The following is a 13,081-nucleotide window of genomic DNA, read 5'->3' as shown; positions in this document are numbered from 1 at the left end:
TTCCCGAACTGGGGGCAAGCCCCCAGACCCCCGGACGCCCTACGGGCGTGTCCTCAAACGCCGGACGGGCTGGATGGTTGCCGCAACCAAATCCAGCCCCTCCGGCGTTTGAGGAGCGGGGTCTGGGGCGGAGCCCCAGCACACCCCGGCCACCTCCAGCCCGTCCGGCGCTTGAGGACCGGGGGCCGGGGCTGCGCCCCAGGGGGTCAGGCCTGGATGTCCAGGGTTGCGGTCAGGCGCGTTTCGGTCAGGGAACGGCCCGTACGGACCTCGTACACGCCGGGGACAAAGGACCAGGACCCGGCCTCCTCGTCCCAGATTTCGAACGCGCGGCCCGGAAGCGTGATTTCCGCCTCCGCCCACTCCCCCGGCTCCGCCTCGACACTCGCGAACCCCGCCAGCCACCGCACCGGCCGCTCCACCGAGTCCGCCTGTGGGGCCAGGTACACCTGGACGACCTCCCGCCCGGCGCGGGATCCGGTGTTGCGTACGCGGACCTTGGCCGTCGCCGGGGTCGCCTCCAGGGACTCGTACTCCCAGGTGGTGTAGCCCAGGCCGTGACCGAACGCGTACGCCGGCGTGACGCCCGCCTTGTCCCAGGCGCGGTAGCCGACGTACAGCCCCTCGCTGTAGTGCAGTTCGCCGTCCGTCGGCGTGACCTCCATCACCGGTACGTCGGCGAGCGACGCCGGCCAGGTGGTCGGCAGCCGGCCGCCCGGCTCCGCCGCGCCGAGCAGCACGTCGGCGAGCGCCGCGCCGCCCTCCTGCCCGGGGAACCAGCTCAGCAGCACCGCGGCCACGTCCTCGCGCCACGGCATCTCCACCGGTGAGCCGGAATTGACGACGACGACGGTGTTCGGGTTGGCGGCGGCCACCGCGCGGACCAGGTCGTCCTGGCGGCCCGGCAGGCGCAGGTCCATACGGTCGAAGCCCTCCGACTCCACGCGTTCCGTCGTGGCGACCACCACGACCGCCGTGTCGGCGGCGCGCGCCGCTTGGACGGCCTCCTCGATCAGCTCGTCGGCGTCGCGCTGCGGCTCCCCGTGGAGGAGCGAGAACGCGACCGCCGGGAGCGGGGCGTCGTCCGGCTTGTCGACGGGATGGACGAGCGAGACCTCCACCGGCTCACCGGCGGTGAGACGGACCCGGCCCCGCTCGGCCGGGTTGCCGAAGAACGCCTCGAAGGGGTCGGAAGCGTCGGACATCGGCTGGATGTCGTCGTAGAGCACCTCGCCGGCGACCGTCAGCGTGAAGGCGCCCACGCCGCGCGTACCGAAAGCGTGCTCGCCGCTCTCGCGCGGGGTGAAGGTGCCCTTGATCTCGATGCTGTGGAGCGTCTCGTGCGTGACGCCGTCGGGCAGGTCGCCGCCGATCCACTGCACCTGGCCACCGGGCAGCGAGCGGCTGCCGATGACGGCGCCCGTGGCGTCGCGGCAGACGGCGTGGAGGGTGAAGCCCTTGTCGGCGGGGCCGAGTTCCTCGCTGGGGTCGGCCCCGACGGTGTACGTCAGCACGGAGTCCGGCAGTGCGGTGGCGAGGCCGTCCAGGGGGGCGACGACGCGCTCGGGGAAGACGGTGGCGGAGCCGCCGCCGAGGACGCGTGCGTCACGGGCCGCCGCGCCGATCAGGGCGAGCTTGCGGGTCTTCGAGGCGTCGATGGGGAGGACGCGGTTCTTGTCGCCTACCTCGTCGCGTACTGCGTCGCGTACCTCGTCGCGTACCTCGTTGCGTACCTCGTTGCGCAGGAGGACGAACGCGCGGCGGGCCACCTCGCGGGCCAGCGCCTGGCCGTCCACCGGCTCCGGCGGCTCGGTGACGACCGGCGGGGCGCCTTCCAGGATGCCGACGCGGGCGGCGAGCCGCAGGACGTTGCGTACGGCGTCGTCGACCACGGCCTCGTCGACCTCGCCCGCGCGGACCGCCCCGGCGAGCGCGTCACCGTAGACGGTGGCGGGGCCCGGCATGGCGACGTCGAGGCCGCCCTCGATGCCGCCGGTGGTGGAACGGGCGGCCATCCAGTCGGAGACGACGCAGCCGTCGAAGCCCCACTCGCCGCGCAGCACCTCGTTCTGGAGGTAGCGGTGCTCGGTCATCGTCACACCGTTGACCTGGTTGTACGCCGCCATGATGCCCCAGGGGTGGGCGTTCTTGACGATGGCTTCGAAGGGTGCGAGGTACAGCTCGCGCAGGGGGCGGGGGGTGATGATGTTGTCGACGGTGAAGCGGTCGGTCTCGGCGTCGTTGGCGACGAAGTGCTTGACGGTGGTGCCGACACCACCGTCCTGGACACCCTGCACATAACCGGAGCCGATCTCACCGGTGAGGTACGGGTCTTCGGAGTAGCACTCGAAGTGCCGGCCGCCGAGTGGCGAGCGGTGCAGGTTCACGGTGGGGGCGAGGAGTACGTGCACGTCCTTGCGGCGGGCTTCCTGCGCGAGGAGGCGGCCGGCGCGGCGGGCGAGTTCCGGGTCCCAGGTCGCGGCGAGCGCGGTCGGTGACGGCAGCGCGACCGACGGGTCGTCGGCGGTCCAGCGGACGCCGCGCACGCCGACCGGTCCGTCGGACATGACCAGGGACTTCAGGCCGATTTCGGGGAGCGCCGGCAGGGACCACATGTCCTGGCCGCCGAGCAGCCTCGCCTTGGCTTCGAGACCGAGCTTGCCGAGGGCCGCTTCGACGGCCTCTTCGCGCATCCGGTCGGGGGTGCTCCGGGTGCTGGGATCGACTGCCACGTCCGTACCTCCTCGTTGAAGTCCTGATCCGTCTGTCGTTCTGTCGCTGATCGCGCTTTCTATCGTCACTCGCATACCTGTTGACCGGTAGGGTTCGTTACTCCTTCGTGATTGAACGTGGCCCCTGTAGCGCAAGCCACAGGCGTACCGGGATACTGCCGCCACCCGACGGAAGGATCACTGTGTCCCCGATACGCCCCCGGCAGTACGCACTTGGCGTCGCCCTCCTCACCCTCGCGCCCCTCTTCGGGGCGCTGCCCGCGTCGGCCGCCGAGCCGGCTCCCGCTTCCGCTCCCGCTCCCGCGACCGTCGAGGAGCAGCGGCTGGACCGGGCCGTCCCGCAGGAGATCCTGCGGCGCAGCGGATTCGACGCCGTGGCCGAGGACTTCCGGGCGACGCTGGGTGAGGCGCGGTCGTACGCCGCTGCCGAGCGGGCCGTCGTACGGCACGGATCGCGGCTGTGGCGGCGGGCCGTGGAGCGGGCGCAGGGACGGAGGCCGGCGGGCGGGGACCTGAGCCGGGACGACGACCGGCCGCTGTACTGGGCGCGGCTCGGCATGACGCGCGAACTGCGCCAGTGGCAGGCACCGTTCGGGCTCTCGGACGCGGCACGGGCCAAGCTCCTTGACCGGCTTGAGCGGTCCTCGCGCGGCCAGGACACGATCCGCTTCCCGGCAGCGACGGCTACGGCGACGGCTGCGGGCATGGACGAGGGCAAGGGCAAGGGCGTCAAGCGGGTGCTCGTCACCGGCTTCGATCCGTTCACGCTGGACCGGGACATCCGGATCAGCAACCCGTCGGGCGCGACGGCGCTCGCGCTGGACGGCACGGTCGTACGGACCGCCGACGGCCTCGCGCGGATCGAGACGGCCGTCTTCCCCGTCCGGTGGCAGGACTTCGCGGACGGCACGGTCGAACGCACCCTGCGCCCGCACCTGCCGCACCTCGACCTCTTCACCACCGTGAGCCAGGGCAGGGTCGGACGGATCGACGTCGAGCGCTTCAACGGGGCCTGGCGCGGCGGCTTCCCGGACAATGAGAACGTCTCGCGCAAGGAGACCGTTCCGGTCGGCGATCCCGCCTCGCAGCCGCAGTGGACCACGACCACGCTCCCGTACAAGGAGATCGTGGCCGCCGGTACCGGCCGCTTCCCGGTGTACGACAACACGTCGGTGACCGAGATACCGGCGGGCGCCACCGCCCCCGTGGTCCGGCCGGACGGCCCGACCACGGGCTCGACCGCCCGCGCCGGCGGGGGCGGCGACTACCTCTCCAACGAGATCGCGTACCGCGCGACGCTGCTCCGCGACCGCCTGGGGCTGAGTGAACTGCCCGGCGGCCATGTGCACACCCCGGTGCTCCAGTTCGGTGCGGGCAACACGACCGAGGTGAGCGACCCCGAGTTCGTACGCAACCGGCTGGACATCGTCGCGCAGGTACGGGCGATCGTCCGGGTGGCGGCGGAAGCTCGCCAGGGAGCTTCCGCCGACAGGTAGACGCCCACGCGGTTCAGCGAGCGAATCCGAGCGTGACGCCGAGGCCGACCAGCACCGACCCGATCGCCCGGTTGAGCACCTTCTGGCGGCGCAGCATGGCCGCGCGCAGCCGGGAGTCCGAGAAGAAGAGCGCGATCGCACCGAACCATCCGAGGTGGGCCGCCGACATGAACAGGCCGTAGCCCGCCTGCTGCCACACCGGGGTTTCCGGGCCGACCACCTGAGTGAAGGTCGACACGACGAAAAGGGTGGTCTTCGGGTTGAGGACGTTGGTGAGGAAGCCGGAGCGCAGCGCGCCGAGCGGGCCGAGTTCCGGCTTCGACTCCAGGTCGACGGTGAGGTCGGCGCGGGCGATGAAGGTCCGTACGCCGATGTAGACGAGGTACGCCGCGCCCGCCAGCTTGATCACGGTGAAGAGTTCGGTCGACGAGGCGATCAGCAGTCCGACGCCGAGCATCGTGTACGTCACGTGGACGAGGACGCCCGCGGCGACTCCGGCGGCGGCGAACAGGCCGGTCGTACGCCCGTAGAGGCAGCTGTTGCGGACGACCATCGCGAAGTCGGCGCCCGGACTGATGACGGCGAGGAGGGTGATGACGGCTACGGCTATCACTTCTGTCATGGGGTGATGCTGGCCGTCGCGCATCGGCCGATCAAGTGCTGTCCACGTTTTCGGGGAGGCAGAATGGACGGCATGATCGTCGCAGCCGCACAGTTCACGTCCGAGCCCGGTTCCGTCGAGGCGAACGCGCACCGGATGGCGGCGTATGTGCGGGAGGCGGCCGGGCGCGGAGCCCGCGTCACCGTCTTCGCCGAACTGGCCCTGACGGGGTACGAGCTCGAACTCCTCATGCGGGACCCGTCGCTGCTCGTCACGCCCGGTGACCCGCGCCTGGAACCGGTCAGGGCGGCCTGCCGCGAGACGGCCACGGCGGCCGTCGTCAACTGCGCGGCCCCCGCCACAGGCGGCGGCGGCCGCCCCGCCATCGCGTCCTTCGTCTTCGGGCCGGACGGCGAACTGCTCACCCGTTACGACAAGCAGCATCTGTACGAGAGCGAGAGCGAGGTTTTCGCGCCGGGCCGGGGCGACGGGCGGTTCGAGCTGGACGGGGTGCGGTTCGCGCTGGCGACGTGCTTCGACAGCCACTTCCCGGAGATCGCGGAACGCGCCGCCGACGACAAGTGCCGGGTGTACCTGGCGAGTTCGCTGTACTGGAAGGGGAACGACGAGCGGGAGCGTGCCGCCGTCCACCCGGTGCGGGCGAAGGACCACGCGTTGTACGTCGTCCTCGCCAACCACGTGGGGCAGGCGGGAGCGTACGACGGCTGCGGGCTGAGCGGGGTGTGGAGCCCCGACGGTACGGCGCTGGCCGAGGCGGCGCCGGACGCGGCGGGCCTCGCGCTCGCCGGCGTACCTACGCCGTAGCGGGCGGCAGCGCCGCGTCGCCTGCGGTGTCGTCCGCGTCGGCCGACGGCTCCTCCAGCAGGTCGCGTGCCATCAGCGTCGCACCGGCCACCGCGCCCGGCATCAGGAAGACGGCGACCAGCGGCACGAGGAAGGCGAGGGTGAGCGGGACGCCGAAGCCGAGGGTGAGCATGCGGCGGCCGCGCAGCAGGGTGAGGCGCTGCTTCAGCTCGACGCCGCGGCGCTGGAGGGCCACCGCCGTCAGCTCTTCCGCGAGGAAGAACCCGGAGACACAGAAGCCGATCACGGGAACGACGGTCTGGCCGACGACGGGGATGAAACCGCAGGCGAAGAGCAGGACGCCGTACAGCACCACGCGGGCGAGGACCCGCAGGCTGTCGCGGGCGGAGATCCACAGCTCCCTGATGAGCGGCAGGCCGGACTCGGGGGCGGTCCCGTCGGGGGACACGGAGCGGTCGACGCGCTCGGACAGCTCCTCGTAGAAGGGCTGGCCGACGAGCAGTGTGACGGCGGTGAAGGTGATCACCGCGAGGAACAGTGCGAGGGCGAAGAGCAGGGCGGTCAGCGCACCCCGGAAGAGGCCGAGCCAGGGCGAGCCCCAGTCGTCGGCGAAGGGCGTGGCCCAGGCCGTGAGGTCGTCGGCGCCGTAGGCGAGCCCGATGAGGGCACCGGCGTACAGCACGAAGGTCACCAGGCCGGGCAGCAGTCCGAAGCCGTAGGACTTGCCGTGCCGGCCGGCCCAGCGCTGGCCCTTCATCAAGTAACCGAAACCCACCCTGAGATCACGCATGTGACGAGCTTATCCACTGGCCGATGCGGAGCCGGAACCGCGTACCCGGCCGGCCGTCCAGCTCGATGTCGCCCGCCGGGACGAAGCCGTTGCGGGTCAGGACGGCGCGGGAGGCGGGGTTGTCGAGCGTGGTGGCGGCGGTGAGGGCCGTGAGGCCGTAGTCGGTGGCGGCGCGGGCGCGGATCTCGCGCACGGCGGCTGCGGCCAGGCCGCGCCCGGTGGCGCGTTCGGCGATGCGATAGCCGAGATCGGCGCTGCCGTCCGCGACGTCGACCAGGTTGACGCGGCCGAGTACGGCGCCGTGGTCGTCGAGGAGGACGTGGAAGTGGCAGAGGCCGGTTTCCTGCTCGGCGAGCAGGGCGGCGTGCCGGGACGCGAACCGGGTGAAGTAGTCGTCGCCCCGGTCGGGCACGGAGCGCGCGAAGTAGCCGCGGTTCTCGCGCTCGAAGGCAAGCACTGCCTCGGCGTGCCCGTCCCGCAGGCGCGTCAGGTGTACGGAGGGAGGCAGGGGCGGCGGCGGAGGCGGCATGGCCGGGACCGTACAGCGCGCGGCTGCGCTCGTCACTCGGGTTTCCCATCCTGACCGGGGCCGGCATGGGGGCCCGGCGCGGAGGGGCTGGCATGGGGGCGCGGAGGAGCTCGCGCGGGGAGAGGGAGGGGACCGGCACGCGGGGCTTGCGTTCAAGGCCCCCTTGTCGTTGCGGGATTCAGCAGGTAGACCCTGCGTAACGATCTTCTCTGATCGCTTCCGACGCACCCGGAGACACACGCATGGGCACAGGCATACCGAGACCCCTCCTCCTCACGACCGCCGCCATGGCGAGCGCGGTCCTGCTCTTCCCCGTCACCGCGACCGCACAGCCCGGCCCGCCCGGGTCCGGCGGCGACGGGGACGGCGTGCACCGGGAGCGGGCCGCCGGGCAGGGGTCGGCGGCCCGCACCCCGGCGGACGCCGCCGCGCAGGCGCTCGACGCCGACCGGGCGTACTCCGGGCCGCGGCGGAGCACTGGCGGGTATCCGCGCCGTACGCACCTCACCGCGCCCGCTCCGAATCCGGCCGACAAATCCATCAAGCTGGGGCTCACGCCGTACCACTCCATCGCCCCGAAACTCAACGAGCTGCAGAAGCTGGGCAGCGACCGGGTCAGCGTCGAGGTTGCCGGGAAGTCCGCCGGCGGACATCAGCTCTATCTGGTGACGGTCACCGCGCCCGAGAGTTCCCGCGAGGCCCGCGAGCAGGAGCGGATGCGGGAGCTGATCGAGAACGCGCCGGCCGCCGCCGCCAAGGACCGGCGTATCAAGGCCGCTTACAAGGCGCCCGTGTTCATCAACAACAACATCCACGGCAACGAGTGGGAGGGCACGGACGCCGCCCTCAAGCTCGTCGAGGAGCTGGCGAAGGCGAAGGACCGCAAGACCGCCGATCTGCTGGCGAAGACCCGTATCTATCTGAACGTGACCGCCAACCCCGACGGGCGCATCGCCGGCACCCGCGCCAACGCCAACGGCTTCGACCTCAACCGGGACTTCATCACCGCCACCCAGCCCGAGGCGCGCGCGATCCGGCAGATCGCCATCGACAAGCAGCCGGCCGTCATGATCGACCTGCACGGGTACGTCAACGGCACGCTCATCGAGCCGACGACCCCGCCGCACGGCGAGAATTACGAGTACGACCTCTTCCTGAAGAATTCCTACGCCAACGCGCTCGGCATGGAGGCCGCCGTCAACGGCCTCGGTTACACGGCGGAGAAGGACGGCGTCGAGCCCGCCGTCATCCCCTTCCGCGACCAGGAGGAGGGCTGGGACGACTGGCCGCCGATCTTCACGCCGCAGTACATGCCCTTCCAGGGCGCGGTCGCGGCGCACACCATCGAGTTCCCGATGCAGGTCAACAACCGGTCGTACGACACCCTGCCGGTCGCCGAGCTGCGCCGCAGGGCCGCGATCAACACGGACATCGCGGGCGCGGCGATGCGCGCGACCCTCGACTACACGGCCGCGAAACGGTCGTCGGTCGTCGCCGACCAGATCGAGACGTTTCGGCGCGGCGCGACGGGTGCCGCCCAGGTGCCGGTGTCGGAGGAGACCGTTCCGGGGGTGCCCGGCATCGGGCCCGAGGACGTGTACACGACGGACTTCCCACGGGCGTACGTCGTCCCGGCGGGCCGGAGTCAGCGTTCCGCGACGGCCGCCGCCCGGCTCGTCGACCACCTCGTCGCCAATGACGTCCGCGTCGAGCGCGCGCGCCGGGACTTCCGGCTGGGCGGGCGGTCGTACGAGGCGGGGTCGTACGTCGTCGACATGCGCCAGCCGAAGCGCGGGCTGGCCAACGTGATCCTGCACGAGGGGCGGGACATCAGCGGGGACGTCTCCACGATGTACGACATCTCGGGCTGGAGCCTCGGTCTGCTGTGGGGCGCGAGTGTGGACAAGGTGCGGAAGGCACCGGGTGGGGTGGATGTTCCGGGACGTCCGGTGCATGCCGCGTCATCGGCCGGTTACGTCGCTCCGCGCGGTGACCTTCAGCTGCGGCTCGACGATCCCAGGGAGCTCGCCGCGCTCAACTCCCTCCTCAGGGAGGGCGTGAAGGTGCGGCGTACGGCCGACGGCAGCGCGCTCGTGACCGCTTCGGCCCGCAAGAAGGCCGCAGCTCTCGCCGGCCGGTACGGCGTCGCCTTCCACGCCACCAAGGCCAAGGGGGTGGTCGCGCTGCACCGCACCAGGGTCGCGGCGGCGGTCACGTCCGGCGAGCTGTTCGCGCTGCGCGAGATGGGCTTCGAGGTGCTGCCGGTCTCGACGGCGGCGCTCAACGCGGGCTTCGACTGGTCGAAGGCGGACGTGCTGTTCGTGTCGTCCGGGCTGGAGTACGGGAAGCTCGACGCGGCCGCGCGGGGCGCGCTCGACGCGTTCCTGGCCGGGGGCGGCGGCGTGGTCGGGCGTGGCGCGGCGGGGGCGGCGCTCAACGCCGAAGCCGGTCTGCTGGCGGCGAAGCCGGTCGAGGGCAACGGGGACGCCAACGGAGTCGTCCGGGTCGTCAACGCGGGCGGCGCTGTGTCCGGCGGCGCGCCGGAGCACACCTTCGTCTACTCGCCGATGTGGTTCACCGACCTCGGTCCGGGCGTACGCGTCGAGCAGTCCTACGGCGCGGGCAACCCTCTCGTCTCCGGCCACTGGCGGGCGGCGGAGGGCGGCAGCGGCGGCCCGCGGGACGCGGCAGGCAAGGCGGCTGTCGTCAGTGGTACGTCGGCGAAGGGCGCGGGAGTCGTGCTGTTCGGCACGGAGCCGCTGTTCCGCGCGCACCCGAAGGGCGCCTTCGCGCAGGTCGGCCGGGCGTTGATCAACTCGGCGGGCTGAGCCGCGAACAACCCCTCGGGGCACTCCAGCCCCTCCGGCGCTGGAGGATCGGGGCCTGGGGCAGCGGCTTCCCAGGGCCATGACGAAAGGCCGCACCCCATCACCGGGGTGCGGCCTTTCACGTCAGGCGACGCGACGCGGAGCAAACGCGTCCGTACGCCGGACGACGACGCGTCCGTACGTCAGACGACGGCCAGGTCGACCTTGATGTTGCCGCGGGTCGCGTTCGAGTAGGGGCACACCTGGTGCGCCTTCTCCAGCAGGTCCAGCGCGGTCGCCTCGTCCACGTTCGGGATGTGCGCGGAGAGCGCGACCTCAAGGCCGAACCCACCGTTCCCGTTCGAGCCGATCCCGACCTTCGCGGTCACGGTCGAGCCGGAGATGTCCACCTTCTCCTTGCGCGCGACGACACCGAGCGCACCCTGGAAGCAGGCGCTGTAGCCGGCGGCGAACAGCTGCTCCGGGTTGGTGCCGGCGCCACTGCCGCCCATCTCCTTCGGCGGGTTGACGACGACGTCGAGCTTGCCGTCGTCCGTCGCGACGCGGCCGTCACGGCCGTTCTCGGCGGTGGCGACAGCGGTGTACTTCACGTCTATGTCGAGAATGGTCATGCTGAGGTATTCCTCCTGCTTTGTACGCCGCGACTCGCGCCCACGACCGCGGCGGCTGGTGGTGAGCTTATCGGGTGAGGGAAACGACCATCTTGCCGGTGTTCTCGCCGCGGAGCAGACCGACGAACGCGTCGTAACCGTTCTCGATGCCCTCGACGAACGTCTCGCTGTACTTGAGCTCGCCGGAGCGGATCCAGGCCGACACGTCCTCGACAAACTGCGGCTGGAGCGCGGCGTGGTCGCTGACCAGAACGCCCTGGAGGCGCAGCCGCTTGCCGATGATCAGCGCCATGTTGCGCGGACCCGGCGTCGACTCCGTGTTGTTGTACTGCGCGATCATGCCGCAGATGGTCGCCCGGCCGTGCACGTTCAGCGAGCCGATGGCCGCTTCGAGGTGGTCGCCGCCGACGTTGTCGAAGTAGACGTCGATGCCGTCGGGCGCGGCCTCGCGGAGCTGGTCCGCGACGGGGCCGTTCTTGTAGTTGAAGGCGGCGTCGAAGCCGAGGTCCTCGACGAGGTGCTTGACCTTCTCGTCGGAGCCCGCGGAACCGATGACACGCGAGGCGCCCCGGAGCTTCGCCATCTGGCCGACCTGGCTGCCGACGGCGCCGGCCGCGCCGGAGACGAAGACGGCGTCGCCCTCCTTGAAGGAGGCGACCTCGAAGAGGCCCGCGTAGGCGGTGAGGCCCGGCATGCCCAGGACACCGAGGTAGGCGGAGAGCGGGGCGAGCGCGGCGTCGACCTTTGTGGCGTGCTTGGCGTCGACGTCGGCGTACTCGCGCCAGCCGAGACCGTGCAGGACGTGGTCACCGACGGCGAAGCGCTCGTCGGCGGAGGCGATGACCTCGCCGACCGCGCCGCCGTCCATCGGCTGGTCCAGCTTGAACGGCGGGACGTACGACTTCACGTCGTTCATACGGCCGCGCATATAGGGGTCGACCGAGAAGTGGAGGTTGCGGACCAGGATGCGGCCCGCGCCCGGCTCGGCCACCGGGGCCTCGCGCAGGGCGAAGTCCTCGCGCTTGGGCCAGCCGTGCGGGCGGGCGACGAGGTGCCAGGAGCGGCCGGTCGTGGGCAGTGCGGTCATGCGATGCGACCTCCTTCAAAAAGCTTCAGGTACTGAAACAACCATGCGCCTGGATATTTCACTTTGTCAAGCAAATCGCTACGATGGGTTGCATGGCCCCTCGCACAGACCCGCCTCTCACAGACCCGCTGACTCTCGAAGTCGTCGAGCTCATCGGCGAGGTCGTCTCCCGCTACCACGAGGAGTACGACGAGGCGGCGGCCGAACACTCACTCACCGGCGCCCAGGCGCGCGTGCTGGCTCTGCTCTCCCTGGAAGCGATGCCCATGCGTCGTATCGCCAGGAAATTGAAATGCGAGCCGTCGAACGTCACCGGGATCGTCGACCGGCTGGAGACGCGCGGACTGGTCGAGCGACGGCCCGACCCGGCCGACCGGCGCGTCAAACTCGCCGCCGTCACCGAGGACGGGCGGCGCACCGCGGCCAGGCTGCGCGCATCGCTGGACTTCGCGCGCGAGCCGCTCGGCGGGCTGTCGTACGACGAGCGCACCGCACTGCGCGACCTGCTGAAGCGGATGCTCGGGAACTGACCGCCCCAGGGGCAGCTCCGGCCCAGGCACGACCCGGCCCGTCTCAGGCGCACCTCAGGCGCACCTCAGGTGCACCACCACAGGAACCGGTCGCAGGTCTCGGTCGGCGTGGGCTCCGGTGTCGGCTGGGGTGCGGGGCCGGGGTCCGTGGACGACGGCGGCGGCGGGGGCGGGGCCGGCTGCTCGGGCGCGGGTGTGGTCGACGCACCGCCGCCGGGCTGCGCGGGCGCGTCGGCGGGTGCCGACTGGGGATCGGAGGCGGTGGCACCGGCGGTGTCCGTGGCCTTCGCCGAAGCGGACTTCGAGGGCTTGGCGGACGGCGAGCCGCTGTCCGACGCGGAGGCCGACGCGGAGGCGGACGCGGTACGCCCGGACGCCGAGGGGCCCGCCACCGCACCCACGGCCTCGTCGGCGCCGGCGGTCCCTCCGTCACTGGTCGCGCCCGGCTCGCCGGGACCGCCCTCGTCCTCATCCTCATCCTCGTCGTCGCCGCCCCCCACGACCCCGGACACCCACCCCCGGCCCGAGGACTCCGTGGCGAGCTCGGCCAGACTCAGCGCACCGCCGGCCAGCACCAGCCCCATGCTCACGAGGACCACCTTGCGGCCCCGGCGCCGGTGCGCCCTGCGGCCACTGCGGGCCCGCTCCGTACGCCGGGCCGCGCGGCCGGGGCCAGCGGGGGTGGTCTCGTCGCCGGGCGTCGCCGCGTCAGCGTCGGGCTCGGCGGCCGCGGTGTGACTGCCGTCCCTGCCCTGCGCCTCGGCAACGTCGTAACCGTGGACGCCGTGCACACTATGCCCGCCGTAAGCGTCGGGAACGTCCCGAGGGTGATGGACGTCGTGTCCGGCGGGCACCTCAGGCGCGGCGTAGCTCGCGGGCGCGGCGTAGCTTTCGGGCCCGGCTTGGCTCGCGGGCGCGGCATAGCTTTCCGGCGCGGCGTGGCCGAGTGCACCGACGGGGGCTCCGCATCCGGCGCAGGCCAGAGCGCCGTTGAGGTGCCTGCGGCAGGAGTAGCAGTAGTCCATGGCGCCCGCAGGCTATGCGTCACAGGG

The 13,081-nt window shown here is 71.8% G+C and carries 11 protein-coding genes; 4 read left to right on the top strand and 7 right to left on the bottom strand.

All coding sequences use genetic code 11. From position 1 onward, the window contains the following. Positions 1-206: 206 nt before the first annotated feature. Positions 207-2,693 carry a glycoside hydrolase family 3 protein gene (locus G412_RS0105405; protein WP_037647938.1) on the bottom strand — a complete coding sequence of 829 codons (2,487 nt, stop codon included), beginning with the start codon at positions 2,691-2,693 and terminating at the stop codon, positions 207-209. Positions 2,694-2,914: 221 nt separating this feature from the next. On the opposite strand from G412_RS0105405, the gene G412_RS0105400 reads away from it, so the two are divergent. Continuing rightward, the gene (locus G412_RS0105400; RefSeq protein WP_028811165.1) at positions 2,915-4,228 is read left to right on the top strand and encodes a pyroglutamyl-peptidase I; all 1,314 of its coding nucleotides are present in this window, start codon (positions 2,915-2,917) and stop codon (positions 4,226-4,228) included. Between the two features lie 13 nt (positions 4,229-4,241). Here G412_RS0105400 and G412_RS0105395 read toward each other — a convergent pair whose 3' ends face one another. Continuing rightward, positions 4,242-4,850: a LysE family translocator gene (locus tag G412_RS0105395; RefSeq protein ID WP_028811164.1), complete on the bottom strand. Its 609-nt coding sequence runs from the start codon at positions 4,848-4,850 to the stop codon at positions 4,242-4,244. Positions 4,851-4,922: 72 nt separating this feature from the next. Between G412_RS0105395 and G412_RS0105390 the strand changes: the two genes are divergently transcribed. Continuing rightward, complete coding sequence (locus G412_RS0105390; protein ID WP_028811163.1) at positions 4,923-5,654, top strand: carbon-nitrogen hydrolase family protein; 732 nt, start codon at positions 4,923-4,925, stop codon at positions 5,652-5,654. Here G412_RS0105390 and G412_RS0105385 read toward each other — a convergent pair. Next, a complete protein-coding gene (locus G412_RS0105385) occupies positions 5,644-6,444 on the bottom strand; it encodes an EI24 domain-containing protein (RefSeq protein WP_028811162.1) in 801 nt (266 codons plus the stop codon). The genes G412_RS0105390 and G412_RS0105385 overlap by 11 nt on opposite strands. Then, the gene (locus G412_RS0105380) at positions 6,437-6,973 is read right to left on the bottom strand and encodes a GNAT family N-acetyltransferase (RefSeq protein WP_051338181.1); all 537 of its coding nucleotides are present in this window, start codon (positions 6,971-6,973) and stop codon (positions 6,437-6,439) included. Before G412_RS0105380 ends, G412_RS0105385 begins: the two co-directional genes overlap by 8 nt. Positions 6,974-7,215: 242 nt before the next feature. On the opposite strand from G412_RS0105380, the gene G412_RS0105375 reads away from it, so the two are divergent. After that, on the top strand, positions 7,216-9,801 hold the full coding sequence (locus G412_RS0105375; protein WP_028811160.1) for a M14 family zinc carboxypeptidase: 2,586 nt from the start codon (positions 7,216-7,218) through the stop codon (positions 9,799-9,801). Positions 9,802-9,983: 182 nt separating this feature from the next. On the opposite strand, the gene G412_RS0105370 is transcribed toward G412_RS0105375, so the two are convergent. Together G412_RS0105370 and G412_RS0105365 are read right to left on the bottom strand one after the other, a co-directional pair. After that, positions 9,984-10,412: an organic hydroperoxide resistance protein gene (locus tag G412_RS0105370; RefSeq protein WP_028811159.1), complete on the bottom strand. Its 429-nt coding sequence runs from the start codon at positions 10,410-10,412 to the stop codon at positions 9,984-9,986. A gap of 67 nt (positions 10,413-10,479) precedes the next feature. Next, positions 10,480-11,499 (bottom strand): NADP-dependent oxidoreductase, encoded by a 1,020-nt coding sequence (locus tag G412_RS0105365; RefSeq protein ID WP_028811158.1) that lies wholly within the window; start codon positions 11,497-11,499, stop codon positions 10,480-10,482. 92 nt (positions 11,500-11,591) lie between these two features. On the opposite strand from G412_RS0105365, the gene G412_RS0105360 reads away from it, so the two are divergent. Next, on the top strand, positions 11,592-12,029 hold the full coding sequence (locus tag G412_RS0105360; protein WP_028811157.1) for a MarR family winged helix-turn-helix transcriptional regulator: 438 nt from the start codon (positions 11,592-11,594) through the stop codon (positions 12,027-12,029). A 65-nt stretch (positions 12,030-12,094) separates the two neighbouring features. On the opposite strand, the gene G412_RS0105355 is transcribed toward G412_RS0105360, so the two are convergent. Beyond that, complete coding sequence (locus G412_RS0105355; RefSeq protein WP_028811156.1) at positions 12,095-13,054, bottom strand: SCO2400 family protein; 960 nt, start codon at positions 13,052-13,054, stop codon at positions 12,095-12,097. Positions 13,055-13,081: the final 27 nt, after the last annotated feature.

Source organism: Streptomyces flavidovirens DSM 40150, assembly GCF_000429085.1.
Taxonomy (GTDB): Bacteria; Actinomycetota; Actinomycetes; order Streptomycetales; family Streptomycetaceae; genus Streptomyces; species Streptomyces flavidovirens.
The sequence above is the reverse complement of the archived record's forward strand: the minus strand, read 5'-3'. Positions and strand labels throughout refer to the sequence as shown.

Coding starts and splice junctions, on each gene's coding strand:
- G412_RS0105385 (WP_028811162.1), bottom strand. CDS start 6,444: ATGCGTGATCTCAGGGTGGGTTTCGGTTACTTGATGAAGGGCCAGCGC.
- G412_RS0105355 (WP_028811156.1), bottom strand. CDS start 13,054: ATGGACTACTGCTACTCCTGCCGCAGGCACCTCAACGGCGCTCTGGCC.
- G412_RS0105380 (WP_051338181.1), bottom strand. CDS start 6,973: ATGCCGCCTCCGCCGCCGCCCCTGCCTCCCTCCGTACACCTGACGCGC.
- G412_RS0105375 (WP_028811160.1), top strand. CDS start 7,216: ATGGGCACAGGCATACCGAGACCCCTCCTCCTCACGACCGCCGCCATG.
- G412_RS0105370 (WP_028811159.1), bottom strand. CDS start 10,412: ATGACCATTCTCGACATAGACGTGAAGTACACCGCTGTCGCCACCGCC.
- G412_RS0105390 (WP_028811163.1), top strand. CDS start 4,923: ATGATCGTCGCAGCCGCACAGTTCACGTCCGAGCCCGGTTCCGTCGAG.
- G412_RS0105365 (WP_028811158.1), bottom strand. CDS start 11,499: ATGACCGCACTGCCCACGACCGGCCGCTCCTGGCACCTCGTCGCCCGC.
- G412_RS0105395 (WP_028811164.1), bottom strand. CDS start 4,850: ATGACAGAAGTGATAGCCGTAGCCGTCATCACCCTCCTCGCCGTCATC.
- G412_RS0105360 (WP_028811157.1), top strand. CDS start 11,592: ATGGCCCCTCGCACAGACCCGCCTCTCACAGACCCGCTGACTCTCGAA.
- G412_RS0105405 (WP_037647938.1), bottom strand. CDS start 2,693: ATGCGCGAAGAGGCCGTCGAAGCGGCCCTCGGCAAGCTCGGTCTCGAA.